Raw genomic sequence first — 17,441 nt, forward strand, 5'->3', positions numbered from 1 at the left:
TGGAGAAGAGATTGCTCATGTCCTGCGTTGCCCGGCCTCTTCGTGGCCTGTTACTCGCCGCCGCCCTGCTGCTGTCGCCCTGGGCGCTGGCCCAGCCGTTGTTGGAAAACTCGCTGTGGCAGGTCGAGATCGATCCGGCGACCCTGGCGATTCGCGTGACCCCTGCCGGTCATCCGGCCGTGCAAGCCTCGGCGGGTGTGGACAGCCACCGGGTCAGCGCCTTGCAACAGACGCCGCAGCAGCTGAGTTGGCAATGGGACGATGGCGCCTGGAGCCTTAGCGCGACCCTGCGCCAGCGCGACCTGGTGTTCTCCATCCAGGCCCGGGAGCCGGGCTCGCTGACGTTCCTGCGCCAGCCGGCCAGCGCCATGGGCAGGGGGCTGGTCTGGCCTTTGGCCGAGGGGCACTACGTACCGACGGGGGACCTGCGCTGGCAACGGTTTCTACTGGACCAGGGCGAGGTCAACAGTACCCAGGACCTGAGCCTGCCGCTGTGGACCCTGGATCACGGCGCCTTCACCCTGAGCTGGCTGCTGACCCGACCCTATAACAACCGCCTGAGCCTGAGCGCCGAAGGGCCGGCCATGGCGCTGACGGGGCAGCATCAGTTCACCCGCCTGGAACCCGATGTGCCGCTGACCATGACCTTGTACCTGGGGGACGCCGACCTGCTGGCGGGCGCCAAGCGCTATCGTCAATGGCTGATCGACAACGGGCGCTACGAGACCCTGGAGGCCAAGCTGGCGCGCACGCCGCAAGGCAGCAAGTTGCTGGGGGCCAGTCATGTTTATCTGTGGGGCAACGATCTGCTGGGGGACGCCGATGTGCGCAACTGGCCGCAGTTGCTACAGGACTTGCAGGGTAACGAGCCGCTGGCGATGAAGCTGCGGGCCGGCCTGGACAAGGACAGCGCGAAGATCCTCAAGGCGCCCGCGGCCAACCTGGATGCCTATCAGCGCACCACCCTGTTGCGCAGCCTCAACAGCGCGCTGAACCAGCAGGCCCGTCTGGGCTGGCAGGGCGCGGACGAGCCCGACATGCAAGCCCTGGCCCAGGGGTACGGCGAGCTGCGCACGCAGATGGCCAAGGTCTTCGCCAAGGCCTTGAACACCGACCCGGCGCATTGGGGCAGCAGCCTGTCGCTGGCGACCATGGAGCGTTTGCAGGCGGCCGGGCTGAGCCGTTTGTGGCTGGGCCTCGGCGAAGGTTGGGAGGGCGGGCTCTGGCACCCCGAAGCGGTGCGGGCCGGGGTGGCCGCGGGGTATCTGGTGGCGCCCTACGACTCCTACGAGACCGCGTTGCGCAGCAATGAAAACCCCGATTGGAGCACCGCCCACCTGGGCTCGCGGGCCAACCGCGAGTGCGCGATCGTGCTGGAAAACGGCCAGCTCAAAAGCGGTTTCCAGCAGTCCGGGCATTACACCGACCCCCGTTGCGTCAGGCCACTGCTGGAGGCCCGGGTCAAGGCCGTGCAGGCCCGGGTCGGGTTCAACAGTTGGTTCCTCGATGCCTACGCCACCGGCATGCTGTTCGACAGCTACCGCGCCGAAAGGCCGATGACCCAGGCGCAGAACGCCGAGGGCAATATCGATGCTTCGCGCTGGATTGCCGAGCAGCAGCAACTGGTCAGCGGTTCCGAAGACGGCAATGGGGTGACGGCCGGCGGCGTGCTGTTCGCCCATGGCATGCAGACCCCAGTCATGGGCTGGGGCGATGAGCAGATGAGCAAGGAGGTGAAGTCGCCCTACTACCTGGGCAACTGGTACCCGCCGGAGCAGCCAGCGGTGTTCTTCAAGAGCGCGCCGCTCAAGGAGCCCTACCGCACGGTGTATTTCGCACCGGCGACACGTGTGCCGTTGTACCAGGCGGTGTTCCACGGGTCGCTGGTGACCAGCCACCATTGGCTGTTCGACAGCCTCAAATTGAGCAATGTGCGGGTCGAGAACGAATTGGCCCAGCTGCTCTACAACGTGCCGCCCTTGTATCACTTGAGTGCCGCCACCTTGCGCCAGCGCCTGCCGCCGATGGTCCGCCAGGATGCATTTTTCCGGCCTTTGCACCAGCGCCTGGGCACCCAGGCCCTCACGGATTTTCGCTGGCTGACGGCGGACCGCCAGGTGCAGCAGACCACCTTTGCCGACGGTTCGCGGCTGCTGGCGAATTTCGACTCCCAAGCCCGTGAAGTGCAGGGCGTGAGGTTGCCGGGGCAGAGCATCAAGGCGCTGCTGGCGGACGGCGAGGTGCGTGAGTATCAGGTCGCGCACCAGCCCTGAGCCGTCCGGCGGCAGGCTCTGGCCTCAGGCTTTGCGCCAGACGCTGGCCAGCCAGGGTTGCTGCTCCCGGGGCAATCCGGCAGGGCGGTAATAGTGCTCCAGTTCGACAAATCCGGCATCCGTCAGGAGCGCCTGCCAGGCCGCCAGGTCGTGGTAGGCGCCGTAGCGGGCGCCGTTCCAGCCTTCCTGGTTGTCGCCCCTGGGGTTGGAGCTGAACAGCACCCCGCCGGGCTTCAAAGTGCCATGCAGTTGCTTGAGTACCCGGGGCAGTTCCTGGCCGGGAACGTGGAACAGCACGGCGTTGGCGAAGATCCCGTCGAAGCGTGCCGCTGGCAGGTCGAGCTTGAGGAAGTCTTGCTGCCAGACTTCGCAGCCGCTGTCTTGCCGGGCCATCCGGGCGAACTCCTGGCTGCCGTCCAGGCCGACGGCCACATGGCCCAGGCGGGTGAAGGTGCGCAGGTCGCGCCCCGGGCCGCAGCCAAAGTCCAGCAGGGTGAAGGGCGCGGTGCCCTGGATATGCTGCAGCAGGGCGTCGATGTTCTGGCTGACGTCGTGGTCGCGGGTACCTTCGCGAAAGCCTTCGGCCACCTGGTTGTAGTGGCCCAGGGTGGTGGCGGTGATGGTGTCGAGATCGTCGGGGGCAAGTTTCATGGCGGCAGGACGGCGTGATGGGGACCGGCTCAATATACACCGGTGCAAAGGCAAGGTTGGCGGGCGCTGCCTGCGGCAGCGGCGACACGAAGCGGGACTTGTGGGTACGCGCTTGTAGCCGCTGCCGGGCCTGCGAGGCTGCGCCAAGGCCCAGAGGGCCTTCAGGTGCGCGAAGCGGCTCAGCGCTTGTTGAGGCGCCGGGCCAGGCGGTCGCCGCCGAGCTGGATCGCCGCCACCAGGAGCACCAGCAACACGATCACCGTGAGCATGATCTGGCTGTCGAAGCGCTGGTAGCCGTAGCGGTAGGCGATGTCCCCCAGCCCGCCGGCCCCGATGGCCCCGGCCATGGCCGAGGAGTTGATCATGGTCACCAGGGTGATGGTGAAGCCGCCGACTATGCCCGGCAGCGCCTCGGGCAAGAGCACGTGCCAGACAATGTGCCAGCGTCGGCAGCCCATGGCCTGGGCCGCTTCGATCAGCCCGTGGTCGACCTCCCGCAGGCTGACTTCGGCGATGCGCGCGAAGAACGGCGTGGCGGCGATGGTCAGCGGCACCACGGCCGCCCACACCCCATAGGTGGTGCCGACGATCAGCCGGGTGAAGGGGATCAGCGCCACCATCAGGATCAGGAACGGGATCGAGCGGAACAGATTGACGAAGGCCCCCAGGGCGCGGTTCAGCGCCGGGGCCTGGTAGATCCCGCCCTTGCCGCTGGTGACCAGGATCACCGCCAGGGGAATCCCCGCCAGCAGGGCGATCAACGACGACACGCCGACCATCAGCAGGGTGTCGAGTGCACCCTGGAGCAAACGTTCAAACCACATAACCCAGCACCTCCACCTGTTGTGCCCAGTGCCTGGCGCGCTGGCGCAGTTCCTCGGCGCCCAGGGACGAGCCCTGCACCGCCAGCAGCAGCTGGCCCAGGGCATGGCCCTGGATGCGCTCGACCCCGCCCTGCAGCAGCCGCACGCGTCCGCCCAGGGCGTTGAACAGCGCCGCCAGGTCCGGCTCGTCACGTTGCGCGCCGGTAAAGCGCAGGCTCAGCACCACGGCCGCTGCGGCACTCTCGGGATGGCTGCGCAGGCGTTGGCGCAACTCCTCGGGCAGTTCATGTTGCAAGGGTGCCAGCAGGGTCTTGCTGACCTCGTGCTGCGGGTCGCCGAAGACCTTCCACACCGGGCCCTGCTCGACGATGCCCCCACGCTCCAGGACCACCACCCGGTGGCAGATATCGCGGATCACCGCCATCTCGTGGGTGATCAGGATGATGGTCAGGCCCAGGCGCTGGTTGATCTCTTGCAGCAGGCCGAGGATCGACTGGGTGGTTTCCGGGTCCAGGGCCGAGGTGGCCTCGTCGCACAGCAGGATCTCGGGGTCGTGGACCAGGGCGCGGGCGATCCCCACCCGCTGCTTCTGGCCGCCGGACAGCTGCGCCGGATAGGCCTGGTGCTTGTCCTTCAGGCCCACCAGTTCCAGCAGTTCGCGGACCTTGCGCTGGCGCTGGGCCTTGGGCACCCCGGCCACCTTCAGGGGCAGCTCGACGTTGTGCCACACGGTCTTGGCCGACATCAGGTTGAAGTGCTGGAAGATCATGCCGATGCGTCGGCGCAGGGCCACCAGGCGGTCTTCGTCGAATTCGCCGATGTCCACCTGGTCGATCAGCACCCGGCCGCTGCTGGGTCGTTCCAGGCGGTTGATGGTGCGGATCAGCGACGACTTGCCGGCGCCGCTGCGGCCGATGATGCCGAACACCTCGCCGCGCTGGATCGCCAGGTCGATGCCGTGCAGGGCCTGGACCGGACCCTGCTGGCCCTGGTAGGTCTTGCCCAGGCCGATGAAGCGCACCTGGGCGCGGTTCAGGTCCGGATGCAGCTCGGTCCGTTCGGCGCTCTGGGGTTCGGGTTCGGGGAGCGCAAGCTTATGCGTGGCGACTGTCATCTCAACCTTCCCAACCGGCCTGGTAGAGCTTGCCGTGGGCCTGGTCCAGGGCGGCGCGCACGGCGGGCGAATGCTGGTAGATATCGACGAACTTGATCAGCCGCGGATCGTTTTTGCTCTTGGGCTGGATCACGAACTGGATCACGTACTCCTTGTGGTCCAGGCCGTCGAACAGCAGCGCCGAGCCGGCATCGAAGGTCTTGGCCAGGCGGATGTAGGCCGGGTAGCCCTGGACCAGGTCGGCGTCGTCGTAGGCACGCACCAGTTGCACGGCCTCGACCTGGAGGATCTTGATCTTTTTCGGGTTGGCGATGATGTCGTCTTCGGTGGCCTTGTAGCCGACCCCCGGCTTCAGGCTGATCAGCCCGGCCTTGGCCAGCAGCTGCAGGCCGCGACCGCTGTTGATCGGGTCGTTGGCGATGGCCACGCTAGCGCCTTGGGGCAGTTCGTCGAAGCTTTTGTACTTCTTCGAGTACAGGCCGACGTTGTTGATGATCCCCGGGGCGAAAGGCACCAGGTCGAAACCGGCGGCGGCCTTGGCGTTTTCCAGGAACGGGATGTGCTGGAAGTAGTTCACGTCAATGTCGCCGGCGGCCAGGCTGACGTTGGGCGCGATCCAGTCGCTGAACTCCACCAGTTCCACCTTCAGGCCTTGCTTGCCGGCTTCGGCGACGGCGGCCTCCAGGGGAATGGCGAAGGCGGCGGTGGTGCCGACCTTGAGTGGCGGTTCGGCGGCGAAGACGCTGCTGGCGAAGAGCCCGAGGGCGAGGGCCAGTGCTTTGACCGGATGGCGCGGGAGCTTGGTGTTCATGGTCTTGGGTTCCAGTCAGTGCATCGAGGTTTTTGGGGGTATTACGGTCTTGTCGCGGGCAAGCCTCGCTCCTGCGCAGGCATCTGCAGGAGCGAGCGGGCGGCGATTCGGCTTGCCCGCGATGCCGTTAGCGGCGGTAGGCCGCGCCGGTGTGGCGAGCGGGCAGCTTGCGGTCCTGGTGGAAGAGCTTTTCGCGCAGGGTCCCGGTCTCGTAGGCGGTCTTGTAGGACCCGCGTCGTTGCAGCTCCGGGATCACCAGGTCGATGAAGTCGACATAGCTTTCCGGGGTGACGATGCGGGTCAGGTTGAAGCCGTCCAGGCCGGTCTCGGCGATCCAGGATTCCAGGTCGTCGGCCACCTGCTGCGGTGAACCGACCACGGTGAAATAGCGTCCGCCCAGGGCGTGCTGCTCCAGGAGCTTGCGCCGGGTCCAGTCGTTGTTCTGCAGGTGCTTGGTGGCTGACTGGATGGCGTTGTTCTTCACGTACTGGATCGGTTCGTCGAGTTCGTACTGGGCGAAGTCGATGCCGGTGGAGGCGGAAAAATGCGCGACCCCGGCCTCGGCGCTGGCATGGCTGCGGTACTCGGCGTGCTTCTTCCAGGCCAGCTCCTCGGTGGCCCCGACGATCACGTTCAGGCCCATGAAGATCTTGATGTCCTCGGGATTGCGCCCGGCGGCCACGGCGCTGGCGCGGACCTTGTCCACCTGGGCCTTGGTCGCGGCCTTGTTCTGCCCGCTGATGAACACGCATTCGGCGTGGCGCCCGGCGAACACCAGGCCGCGCTCCGAACTGCCAGCCTGGAACAGCACCGGGGTGCGCTGGGGCGAGGGCTCGCACAGGTGATAACCGCTGACCTGGTAGAACTCGCCCTGGTGCTCGACCTTGTGCACCTTGTCCGGCCGGGCATAGAGGCGCTGCTCGCGGTCGTTGACCACGGCGTCGTCTTCCCAACTGCCTTCCCAGAGCTTGTACAGCACCTCCAGGTATTCGTCGGCCTGGTCGTAGCGGCGGTCGTGCTCGATCTGCTCCTTGAGGCCCATGGCCTGGGCGGCGCTGTCCAGGTAGCCGGTGACGATGTTCCAGCCGACCCGGCCACGGCTCAGGTGGTCAAGGGTGGAAAGCCTGCGGGCGAACAGGTAGGGCGCCTCGTAGGTGAGGTTGGCGGTGAGGCCGAACCCCAGGTTGCGGGTCACCGCGGCCATGGCCGAGACCAGCAGCAGCGGGTCGTTGACCGGCAGCTGGATCGATTCCTTGAGCGTCACGTCCACCGAGCCCTGGTAGACGTCGTAGACCCCGACGATATCGGCGATGAACAGCCCGTCGAACAGCCCGCGCTCCAGCAACTGGGCCAGCTCGGTCCAGTACTCGAGGCTCTGGTACTGGGTGGAGGTGTCCCGTGGGTGGGTCCACAGGCCGTGGTTGATGTGCCCGACGCAGTTCATGTTGAAGGCGTTGAGCAGGATCTTCTTCTTGGTGGGGGCGAGGGCGCTCATCAGATGGTCCCCCGCAGTGGCGGGTTCTGCTGGTTGAGGTAGTAGTTGCCCACGGCGTGGTACTTCCAGCGCACCGGGTCGTGCAGGGTGTGCACCCGGGCATTGCGCCAGTGGCGGTCCAGGCCGTACTCGGCCAGGGTCGCCTGACTGCCGGCCAGTTCGAACAGGGTGCTGCCGGCGGCCAGGGAAATCTCCGTGCTCAGGGCCCGGGCCTCGGCCACGGCGATGGAGGCGGCCGCCACGGTCTCGGCGTTGGTCTGGGCCTGGGCGCGGTCGAGGAATTCCCCGGCCCGTTCCAGCAGGGCCTCGGTGGCATGCAGGCGAATGCTCAGGTGGCCGAAACTCTTGATGGTCAGCGGGTCGTCGGTGGCCTTGTCGTGGCCGGAATCGATCCACGGCCGGCTCTTGGTCCGTACGAAGCGCAGGGCGTCTTCGTAGGCGGCGCGGGCGATGCCGGTGTCGATGGCGGCGTGGAGAATCTGCGCCAGGGGGCCGACCGGGGTCGGACGCTCGAAGGCGCTCTGGAACGGCACCACGTCGGCGGCGTCCACCGCCACGCTTTCGAAGACCACCGAGCCACTGCCGGTGGTGCGCTGGCCGAAGCCGCTCCAGTCGTCGATCACGCTCAGGCCCTGGCTGTCGGCGGGGACGAACGCCAGTTGCTGGATGCCGTCTTCATCCACCACCGAGGTGGGGATGCGCTGGGCATAGATGGCGCCGGTGGCGTAGAACTTGCGCCCGTCGATGCGGTAACCCTGGCCGCTGCGGTCGCGGCTCAGGCGGGTGGTGCGGTCGTGGGCGGTCTTGGTCCCCAGCTCGGCCAGGGCGTTGCCGAAGCGTCGGCCGGCCAGGACCTCGGCGTACAGCCGTTGCTTCTGCTGCTCGCTGCCGTTCACCCGCAGCACTTCGAGGGCATAGAAATGGTTTTGCGGGATCTGGCCCAGGGAGGCGTCGGCCTCGGCGATCAGCGCGGTGACCTTGGCCAGGGTGACGTTGGATACGCCAGCGCCGCCGTATTCCTTGGGTACGCTGATGCCCCACAGGCCGGAGCGGCTGAAGGCTTCCAGCTCGGGGTGCGGCAGGCGCCGCTCGCGATCGCGCAGGGCGCTGTCGCGCTTGAAATCTTCCGCCAGGTCGCTGGCGACAATCAGGGCTTGCTCGTCGCTGGTGATGACCGCGACGTGTTGAGAAAGAGACATGTGTTTCTCCAGAGATCTGGTCAAAAGCGTTCTGGGCGGTTAAATCCAGGAATGACGGGCCGGCAGCGTGCCGTTCAGGTGATAGGCGCCCACGGCGTGGTACTTCCAGCGCACCGGGTCGTGCAGGGTGTGCACCCGGGCGTTGCGCCAATGGCGGTCGAGATTGAATTCGGCGAGGGTGGCGCGGCTGCCGGCCAGCTCGAACAGTTTCTCGCTGGCTTGCAGGGAGATCTCGGTGGTCAGCACCTTGGCTTCGGCTACGGCGATGGAGGCACGGGCCGCGGACTCGGCGGTGACCGGTGCCGCGCTGACCTGGTCCAGCACTTGGCCGGCCTTGCGCAGCAGGGCCTCGGCGGCGTGCAGTTCGATCTGCAGCTTGCCGATGTCGGCGATCACATACAGGTCGTCGCTCGCCCGTTCGACGTTGGCGTCGATCCACGGCCGCGAGCGTTCACGGACGAAGCGAATGGCATCGGCCAGGGCTTCACGGGCGATCCCGGCGTCGATGGCGGCCTGGATCAGTTGCGAGGCGGCGCCCTGGATGTTCGGCGTCTCGTTGATCTTCCAGTTGTCCAGCACCAGCTCGGAGTCCACCCGCACGTTGTTCAGCACGATGGTGCCGCTGGCGGTGGTGCGCTGGCCGAAGCCCGACCAGTCATCGATGATGCGCAGCCCCGGGGTGCCACGGCGGACGAAGGCCAGGACCTGGCGACCATCGTCGTTGAGCGCCTTGACCGCCACCCAGTGGGCGAACAGCGCACCGGTGGAATAGAACTTCTGGCCATTGAGCACATGGCCGTCGGCGTCGGCGCTGATCCGCGCCTTGAGCTCCAGGGTGTTCTTGGTGCCGCGTTCGGGCCCGGCATTGCCGATGCGCCAGCCTTCCAGGACGCTTTGCAGCAGCTGTTTCTTCTGGCGCTCGGTACCGCAACCGAGGATCAGGTTGAGGATGCCGAACTGGTTCTGCGGGATCTGCCCGAGGGCCGGGTCCGCCGCGGAAATGATCGCGAACACCTCGGCCACGGTCACGTAGGAAACCTGTGGGCCGCCATAGGCCCGGGGGATAGCGATGCTGCCCAGGCCGCTGCGGGTGAACTGCTCGACCAGCGCCCAGGGCAGCTTGCGCTGGCGGTCGCGCTGGGCGGCTTGTTGGCGGGCCTCGTCGGCCAGTTCATGGGCGGCCTGCAAGGCCTGGGCGTCGTTGAGCAGTACCTGCGCGGGCAACAACAGGGGGGCAATGTCCAGGTCGCTCTGGACCTGTGCTTCTACCAGACTGGACATCAGTGCCACTCCTTGGCTGCACGCAATGCCCTGGCGATCTGCACTGGGGTGATTGTGTTCCGAACCATACCTACCTCACATCTTTGGATAGGCCGCGTCATGCGGCGAAATCGGGATCAAGAATGTCCGGTGGTCCGGTGGCATATACCCTAAACGTGGATAAAAATTAAATAAACTAACTTATAGGAATATGCATAGAAGTGGGTTACGTATACGTCAGGCGGAGATGGGGCGTGTGGGTATCGGGGCGTGTGTGGCCGCTGTCGCAGGCTGCGCGTGGGCGCGCAGCGGCCGTGGATTTTGGGGTTTGAAGGCCCTGCGGGCCTTGGCGCAGCCTCGCGTTGCTCGGCAGCGGCTACAGGTGAGGGTGGCGTTTGGCGTGGCCGCTGCCGCAGGTTGCGTAGCGGCCTTGGGGTTTTGGGGCGGGTCAGGCCGAGGTGAGGAACTTGCTGAGGAACTGCCGGGTGCGTTCTTCCCGGGGGTGGGCGAACAGGGCCTTGGCTTCGCCCTGTTCGACGATCACTCCCTTGTCGAAGAAGATCACCCGGTTGGCCACGTCGCGGGCGAAGCTCATCTCATGGGTGACGATGACCATGGTGCGCTTCTCCTCGGCCAGGCCGCGGATGGTCGCCAGTACCTCGCCCACCAGCTCCGGGTCCAGGGCCGAGGTGGGTTCGTCGAACAGGATCACCTTGGGCTCCATGGCCAGGGCCCGGGCAATCGCCACCCGCTGCTGCTGGCCGCCGGACAGGCGCCTGGGGTAGGCGTCTTCCTTGCCCGCCAGGCCGACCTTGGCCAGGAGCTTGCGGCCCAGGGCCAGGGCCTGCTCGCGTGGGGTCTTCTTCACCACCAGCGGGCCCTCGACGACGTTCTCCAGGGCGGTGCGGTGGGGAAACAGGTTGAAGTTCTGGAACACGAAACCCACTTGCTGGCGCAGTTGGCGGATCCGCCCTTGCTGCTGGCTCAGCGGGACATTGCTGTCGATGGCGATGTCGCCGATGCGGACCCGGCCGCTGGTGGGTTGTTCGAGGAAATTCAGGCAACGCAGGAAAGTGGTCTTGCCCGAGCCACTGGGGCCGATGATGGCCACCACTTCGCCTTCCTTGACCTCCAGGTCGATGCCATTGAGCACCGTCTGGCCCTTGAACTGCTTGGTCAGTTTTTCCACCACGATCATGGCTTCAAGACTCCTGGTCGTGCCGATTGACCCGCTCTTCCAGACGGTGCTGCAGGTGCGCGAGCACGCTGGCCAGGACCCAGTAGATCAGAGCGGCGGCAAGATACATGGTGAAGATTTCGAAGGTCCGGGCGGTGATCAGCTGCGCCTGGCGGAACAGTTCCGGGACCTGGATGGTGGCGGCCAGGGCGGTGTCCTTGACCAGCGAGATGAAGCTGTTGCCCAACGGCGGCAGGGCGGTGCGCATGGCTTGCGGCAGGATCGCCCGGCGCAGGGTCTGGGCCCGGGTCATGCCGATGCTGGCGGCGGCCTCCCACTGGCCACGCTCGATGGAGCCGATGGCGGCCCTGAGGATTTCACAGGCGTAGGCCGCCATGTTCAGGGAGAAGCCGATCAGCGCCGCAGGCAACGGGTCCAGCTCCAGCCCCAGTTGCGGCAGGCCGTAGTAGATCACGAAGAGCTGCACCAAGAGCGGAGTGCCGCGAAAGAACGACACATAGATCCGGGCGATCCAGCTCACCAGCGCGAAGCGCGACAGGCGCATCAAGGCCAGGCCGAAGCCCAGCAGCAGCCCGAAGAACATGCCGCCCAGGCTCAGGATCACCGTGTAGTACGCACCCTTGAGCAGGAATGGCGCCGAGTCCAGCGCCAGTTGCAGGCCTGCTTCCATTATTGGGTGACGTCAGCGTTGAAGTATTTTTCCGAGAGTTTCTTCAGCGTGCCATCGGCCCGCAGCTCCTCGATCGCCTTGTTCACTGCGGCCAGCAGTTCCGGTTCGCCCTTGCGCAGGGCCACGCCGGATTCCTGGCGGGAGAAGGGGTCGCCGGAGACCACCAGGGTGTCCTTGGTTTTCTTGATCAGCTCGAAGGCCGCCAGGCGGTCCACCAGGATGGCTTCGATACGGCCTACACGCAGGTCCTGGTACTTGGTCGGATCGTCGTCGTAGGTCTTGATGATGGCGTTGGGCACGTTGTCCTTCAGCCATTGCTCGTAGTTGGTGCCCAGGCCCACCCCGACCTTGTGCCCGGCCAGGTCGGCGGCGGTCTTGAACTTGCCCTCGTCCTTCTTCTGGGTCAGGGCCTGGATGCCGGAGATGGTGTAGGGGGTGGAGAAGTCGTACTTCTTCTTGCGCTCCTCGGAGATGGTCACCTGGTTGACCACGGCGTCCAGGCGCTTGGATTCCAGGGCCGCGAGGATGCCGTCCCACTTGGTCGGTTGCAGCTTGACCTTGACCCCGAGCTTGTTGGCCAGGGCTTCGGAGAATTCCACTTCGAAGCCGGTCAGCTTGCCATTTTCGTCGACGTAGCTGAACGGTGGGTAGGTGCCTTCCAGGCCGACGTTGATCACGCCCGCGTCCTTGATCTTCTGCAGTTGCTCGCCGGCAACCGCTTGCCCCATCAGTCCGGCACCGAGGGCCAGGCCCAGTGTGCCAATCAGCAGATTGCGACGCAGTACGGAAAGATTCATGACAAGCCCCTGTGGTTTCTTATGCACGATGCGAGTGGGAAATGCAGGTCGATCGATGAGCCGGAACGCAGGTTTCATCCTGCCCTAAATGCAGCGTATGCGTCTCCCGGCAAATTCGCCTGCGCCGCGACTATAAGTACTCTTTTATAGATGTAAAAATAATATAAATTCACATTTATATTTCCTAAAAGAATATTTAATTCATCCCTTGCAGCCGCTGCCGCAGGCTGCGCACGAGCGCAAGGCGCTCGCCTTTGCCGATGTATTTCCTTGCTCTGATCTTCAGCTGAAGGCCCCTGCATAAGCGAACAGCGCCGGGGCTCCGCCGGTGTGCAGGAACAGGATCGGGCCCTCCTCGAATCGCTGGCGACCGATGCCGTCCAGCAACCCGGCCATGGCCTTGCCGGTATAGACCGGGTCCAGCAGCAAGCCCTCCTGGCTGGCCAGGAGCTTGACCGCGGCCAGGGTGCCGGCATTGGGCTCGCCATAGCGCGGGGCGAAATATTCGTCCCACAGCTGCACGTTGAAGCTCGGCGGCAACGGCACGCCCAGCAGTTCGGCGGTGCGCTCGGCCAGGCCCTGGACCTTGGGCCGCTGGTTTTCCTCGGTACGCGAGACGGTGACGCCGATCACCGGCAGTTGCGGCAAGGCTTCGCTCAGGCCCAGGGCCAGGCCGCTGTGGGTGCCGGCGCTGCCAGAGGCCAGGACCACGGCGGCGAAGCGCAGGCCGCTGTCCTCGATCTGTTGCGCCAGCTCCAGGCCGGCGCGTACGTAGCCCAGGGCGCCCAGGGCATTGGAGCCGCCGATGGGTACCAGGTAGGGCTTCTTGCCGTTGCTGCGCAGGCGCGCGGCCAGGGCCTGGAGCTGCTCGTCGGCCTGGTCGAGGTTGTCCACCAGCTCGACCTTGGCATCGAACAGTTCCAGCAACAGGCGGTTGCCGTTGCCCAGGTAGTTGGCATCGTCGGTACCGATGGGGTTTTCCAGCAGGGCGACGCAACCCAGGCCCAGTTGGGCGGCCAGGGCCGCGGTCTGGCGTACGTGGTTGGACTGGATGGCCCCGGCGGTGACCAGGGTGTCGGCACCCTGGGCCAGGGCATCGGCCGCCAGGTATTCGAGCTTGCGCAGCTTGTTGCCGCCCATGGCCAGGGGCGTGGTGTCGTCGCGCTTGATGTAGATGTCGCGGCCGGTCCAGGCCGACAGGCGTTGGAGTTTTTCCAGGGCGGTGGCGTGGCCGAGCAGGTCGAGGCGGTCGAAACGGGCGAGCTGTTGTTTGATCATGAGTCCGCACGGAACAGGGAAGGTGCAACGACTATAGGCAGCGATATTTGGCCGGGCAACCGCTGCTCGCTTATGCAAAAAAGTGCTTATGTGCGCACAATTAGTTCTTAAGGGTGGCCGTGACCGGGCGTAAAGTGATCGCCGTTTGCGCGGCCTGACAGTCCGGCCGCCCGAGTCTAGGAGTCTTATCGTGAGCGAGCGTTCCAGCCATTGGCAATTGCAGACCATCGTCGGTCAACTGCGCGATGCCCGTGATCAGTGGCGTAGCCGCAACGGTCGGGTCAGCGGCGAGCAGGGTGGCCGCGAGCTGCCGTCGAGGGCGGCCATGGCGGAGATCCTCGAGGCCCTGTGTGGCGCCCTGTTCCCCATGCGCCTGGGGCCGGTGGACCTGCGCGAGGAGAGCGAGGATTTCTACGTCGGCCATACCCTGGATGCGGCGCTCAACGCCCTGCTGGCCCAGGCGCGCCTGGAGCTGCGCTACGTGGCCCGGCAGAACGGTGAAAGCGATATCGACGTCAATGCCCGGGCGATTCGCCTGATCCAGGATTTCGCCCTGGCCCTGCCCGGCCTGCGCGTATTGCTCGATACCGATGTGCTGGCCGCTTACCACGGCGATCCGGCGGCCCGCAGCGTCGACGAAGTGCTGTTGTGCTACCCGGGCATCCTGGCGGTGATCCACCATCGCCTGGCGCACCACTTGTATGGTGCCGGGCTGCCGTTGCTGGCGCGGATCAGCTCGGAGATCGCCCACTCGGCCACCGGCATCGACATCCACCCGGGGGCGCAGATCGGCAAGAGCTTCTTCATCGACCACGGTACCGGCGTGGTGATCGGCGAGACCGCGATCATCGGCGAGCGGGTGCGCATCTACCAGGCGGTGACCCTGGGGGCCAAGCGCTTCCCGGCGGACGAGGACGGCCAGTTGCAGAAGGGCCATCCGCGCCACCCGATCGTCGAGGACGACGTGGTGATCTACGCCGGCGCGACCATCCTCGGGCGCATCACCATCGGCAAGGGCTCGACCATCGGCGGCAACGTCTGGTTGACCCGCAGCGTGCCGGCGGGCTGCAACCTGACCCAGGCCAACCTGCAGCACGACGACGGCTCGCAGAAGTAACCTGTGGCCGCTGGCGGGCCTGAGCGGCCCGCTAGCCCTGCCCCCCCCCAATGCGGGCGCTGCGCGCCCGTGTGCAGCCTGCGGCAGCGGCTACACGAAGCGGCTACGCATGCCCGGCAGGGCCTTCCGGGGCCGGCCGGGCTTTCTCGCCATCGATGTGGCCGCCGTGCTGAACGATTGCGTCTGGCATACGTCATACCCTTCCTTGAGCTAGCGTACTGACAGTACCGCTGAGCCCTGCAATTGGTCCTGAACCCCTTATCCATGTTTAACTTGAACGCTTGTTCAAGTTAAACCGGTGGTTCGCTGCCCGCTCACAACAGGAGGCTTGCCTTTGCTGAGTCCGTACATTTCAGCCATGTTTCACCCCTTCGAGGTGCGCCATTCATGAGTGCATCATCCACCCCCGCGAACAGCCTGGTTCGCATGAATCCCCCGGTGTTCTACTTCGCCGCCAGCTTCATCCTGATCTTCGGCGTGGTGGTGATCAGCCTGCCGGAACAGGCCGGTGCCTGGCTGCTGGCCGCGCAGAACTGGGCGGCCAATACGGTCGGCTGGTACTACATGCTGGCCATGACCCTGTACCTGGTCTTCGTGGTGGTCACCGCCTTGTCCGGCTACGGCAAGATCAAGCTCGGTGCCGACCACGACGAACCCGAGTTCAGCTACCTGTCCTGGGCCGGCATGCTGTTCGCCGCCGGGATCAGCATCACCCTGTTCTTCTTCTGCGTTTCCGAACCCCTGACCCACATGCTCCAGCCGCCCAAGGGCGAGGCCGGCACGGTGGAGGCGGCGCGCCAGGGCATGCAGTTGCTGTTCCTGCACTGGGGCCTGCATGGCTGGGGCGTGTTCGCCTTCGTCGGCATGGCCCTGGCGTATTTCGCCTACCGGCATAACCTGCCGCTGGCCCTGCGTTCGGCGCTGTATCCGCTGATCGGCAAGCGCATCAATGGCCCCATCGGCTATGCGGTGGATGGCTTCGGCATCATCGCCACGGTATTCGGCCTGGGCGCCGACATGGGGTTTGGCGTGTTGCACCTGAACTCCGGCCTCGACTACCTGTTCGGCATCGCCCACACCCAGTGGATCCAGGTCTTGTTGATCACCCTGATGATGGGCGCGGCGATCACCGTGGCGGTATCCGGGGTCGACAAGGGCGTGCGGGTGATGTCCGACATCAACATGCTGCTGGCAGTGGCGCTGCTGCTGTTCGTGCTGTTCGCCGGCCCGACCCAGCATCTGCTCAATACCCTGATCCAGAACCTGGGTGACTACCTGGGCGCGCTGCCGGCCAAGAGCTTCGATGTCTATGCCTATGACAAGCCCAGCGACTGGCTGGGTGGCTGGACGGTGTTCTACTGGGCCTGGTGGATTGCATGGTCGCCCTTCGTGGGGCTGTTCATCGCGCGGATTTCCCGGGGCCGGACCATTCGTGAGTTCGTCTTCGGCGTGCTGCTGATTCCCCTGGGCTTCACCCTGGCGTGGATGTCGATCTTCGGCAACAGCGCCATCGACCAGGTGCTCAACCACGGCATGAGCGCCCTGGGCATGTCGGCCATCGACAATCCATCGATGACCCTCTACCTGCTGCTGGAAACCTACCCCTGGAGCAAGACCGTGATCGCGGTCACGGTGTTCATCAGCTTCGTGTTCTTCGTCACCTCGGCGGACTCCGGCACCGTGGTGCTCTCCACCTTGTCGGCCCGAGGCGGCAGCGCGGACGAAGACGGCCCGAAATGGCTGCGGGTGTTCTGGGGGGCGATGACCGCCCTGGTCACCAGCGCGCTGTTGTTCGCTGGCAGCATCGATTCGCTGAAGTCGGCGGTGGTCCTGACCTCGCTGCCGTTCTCGCTGATCCTGCTGTTGATGATGTGGGGCCTGCACAAGGCGTTCTACATGGAGTCGCAGAAGCGGATCGCCCAGCTGCATTCCCTGGCGCCGGTATCGGCCTCGCGCCGGGGCCGGGGCGGTTGGCGCCAGCGCTTGAGCCAGGCGGTGCATTTCCCGTCGCGGGACGAGGTGTATCGCTTCCTCGACCAGACCGTGCGCCCGGCCATCGAGGAGGTGACGGCGGTATTCGTCGAGAAGGGCCTGAACGTCATCACCCAGCCCGACCCGGCCAACGACAGCGTCAGCCTGGAGATCGGCCACGGCGACCAGCATCCGTTCGTCTACCAGGTGCAGATGCGCGGTTATTTCACCCCGTCCTTCGCCCGGGGCGGCATGGGCCCGAAAGAGCTGCGCAACCGCCGTTACTACCGTGCCGAGGTGCATCTGTCCGAGGGTAGCCAGGACTATGACCTGATGGGCTACAGCAAGGAGCAGATCATCAACGACATCCTCGACCAGTACGAACGCCACATGCAGTTCCTGCATCTGGTGCGTTGATCCAGAGCCTCGCGGCCGGGGGCGCTGCTGCCCCTGGCCGGCAGGCTCAAGCCCTCGCTCCGCCCATGGCCAGGTACAGCCCCAGGGCGGCCACCGGCAGGGCGAACACCAGGCAGCCGACCAGCAGTTCCGAACCCAGGGGCTGCTTGGCGCTGACCACCCCCACCGCACCGTTGAGCACGCTCAACGCCAGCCACAGCCCGCAAAAGACGTAGCCCAGGGTCTGTTGGCCGAAGCCCAGCCGTTCACCGATATACAGCACCAGGGCCAGCAGGAGCAGGCCGAAGGCAATGACGATGGTGGTGTGCATGAGGGGCATCTCCTGGCGCCAGCCGACTGGCCGGAAAGAGTCCGGCGGCCCTGTTA

Annotated in this window: 15 protein-coding genes; 3 read left to right on the forward strand and 12 right to left on the reverse strand. The window is 65.7% G+C overall.

The window, feature by feature from the left end; all coding sequences use genetic code 11:
- The first annotated feature begins 17 nt into the window (after window positions 1-17).
- Window positions 18-2,273: a glycoside hydrolase gene (locus tag ATY02_RS02315; RefSeq protein ID WP_068580127.1), complete on the forward strand. Its 2,256-nt coding sequence runs from the start codon at window positions 18-20 to the stop codon at window positions 2,271-2,273.
- 24 nt (window positions 2,274-2,297) lie between these two features.
- On the opposite strand, the gene ATY02_RS02320 is transcribed toward ATY02_RS02315, so the two are convergent.
- The 11 genes from ATY02_RS02320 to ATY02_RS02370 form a co-directional block, all read right to left on the reverse strand.
- Entirely contained in the window at window positions 2,298-2,924 is a 627-nt protein-coding gene (locus ATY02_RS02320) for a class I SAM-dependent methyltransferase (protein WP_068580129.1), read from the reverse strand.
- A 179-nt stretch (window positions 2,925-3,103) separates the two neighbouring features.
- Complete coding sequence (locus ATY02_RS02325) at window positions 3,104-3,748, reverse strand: methionine ABC transporter permease (protein ID WP_068580131.1); 645 nt, start codon at window positions 3,746-3,748, stop codon at window positions 3,104-3,106.
- Window positions 3,738-4,862: a methionine ABC transporter ATP-binding protein gene (locus ATY02_RS02330; RefSeq protein ID WP_068580133.1), complete on the reverse strand. Its 1,125-nt coding sequence runs from the start codon at window positions 4,860-4,862 to the stop codon at window positions 3,738-3,740. The genes ATY02_RS02325 and ATY02_RS02330 overlap by 11 nt, the downstream gene beginning before the upstream one ends.
- Before the next feature lies 1 nt (window position 4,863).
- Complete coding sequence (locus tag ATY02_RS02335) at window positions 4,864-5,673, reverse strand: MetQ/NlpA family ABC transporter substrate-binding protein (protein WP_068580135.1); 810 nt, start codon at window positions 5,671-5,673, stop codon at window positions 4,864-4,866.
- Between the two features lie 127 nt (window positions 5,674-5,800).
- On the reverse strand, window positions 5,801-7,168 hold the full coding sequence (locus ATY02_RS02340) for an LLM class flavin-dependent oxidoreductase (RefSeq protein ID WP_068580136.1): 1,368 nt from the start codon (window positions 7,166-7,168) through the stop codon (window positions 5,801-5,803).
- A complete protein-coding gene (locus ATY02_RS02345; protein ID WP_124345485.1) occupies window positions 7,168-8,367 on the reverse strand; it encodes an SfnB family sulfur acquisition oxidoreductase in 1,200 nt (399 codons plus the stop codon). The genes ATY02_RS02340 and ATY02_RS02345 overlap by 1 nt, the downstream gene beginning before the upstream one ends.
- 39 nt (window positions 8,368-8,406) lie before the next feature.
- Window positions 8,407-9,648: an SfnB family sulfur acquisition oxidoreductase gene (locus ATY02_RS02350; RefSeq protein WP_164823618.1), complete on the reverse strand. Its 1,242-nt coding sequence runs from the start codon at window positions 9,646-9,648 to the stop codon at window positions 8,407-8,409.
- Between the two features lie 427 nt (window positions 9,649-10,075).
- The gene (tcyN, locus tag ATY02_RS02355) at window positions 10,076-10,825 is read right to left on the reverse strand and encodes an L-cystine ABC transporter ATP-binding protein TcyN (RefSeq protein ID WP_053132714.1); all 750 of its coding nucleotides are present in this window, start codon (window positions 10,823-10,825) and stop codon (window positions 10,076-10,078) included.
- A gap of 4 nt (window positions 10,826-10,829) precedes the next feature.
- Entirely contained in the window at window positions 10,830-11,495 is a 666-nt protein-coding gene (gene tcyL / locus ATY02_RS02360; RefSeq protein WP_022644179.1) for a cystine ABC transporter permease, read from the reverse strand.
- Window positions 11,495-12,292 carry a cystine ABC transporter substrate-binding protein gene (gene tcyJ, locus ATY02_RS02365; RefSeq protein WP_068580138.1) on the reverse strand — a complete coding sequence of 266 codons (798 nt, stop codon included), beginning with the start codon at window positions 12,290-12,292 and terminating at the stop codon, window positions 11,495-11,497. The genes tcyL and tcyJ overlap by 1 nt, the downstream gene beginning before the upstream one ends.
- Before the next feature lie 282 nt (window positions 12,293-12,574).
- On the reverse strand, window positions 12,575-13,570 hold the full coding sequence (locus ATY02_RS02370; RefSeq protein ID WP_068580139.1) for a D-cysteine desulfhydrase: 996 nt from the start codon (window positions 13,568-13,570) through the stop codon (window positions 12,575-12,577).
- A 190-nt stretch (window positions 13,571-13,760) separates the two neighbouring features.
- Here ATY02_RS02370 and epsC point away from each other — a divergent pair, with 190 nt between their 5' ends.
- On the forward strand, window positions 13,761-14,687 hold the full coding sequence (gene epsC, locus ATY02_RS02375) for a serine O-acetyltransferase EpsC (RefSeq protein WP_068580140.1): 927 nt from the start codon (window positions 13,761-13,763) through the stop codon (window positions 14,685-14,687).
- 426 nt (window positions 14,688-15,113) lie between these two features.
- A complete protein-coding gene (betT, locus tag ATY02_RS02380; protein WP_164487344.1) occupies window positions 15,114-17,075 on the forward strand; it encodes a choline transporter BetT in 1,962 nt (653 codons plus the stop codon).
- 46 nt (window positions 17,076-17,121) lie between these two features.
- Here betT and ATY02_RS02385 read toward each other — a convergent pair whose 3' ends face one another.
- A complete protein-coding gene (locus ATY02_RS02385; RefSeq protein ID WP_068580144.1) occupies window positions 17,122-17,385 on the reverse strand; it encodes a hypothetical protein in 264 nt (87 codons plus the stop codon).
- Window positions 17,386-17,441: the final 56 nt, after the last annotated feature.

It is taken from the genome of Pseudomonas sp. BIOMIG1BAC (assembly GCF_001705995.2).
Classification (GTDB): Bacteria; Pseudomonadota; Gammaproteobacteria; order Pseudomonadales; family Pseudomonadaceae; genus Aquipseudomonas; species Aquipseudomonas sessilinigenes.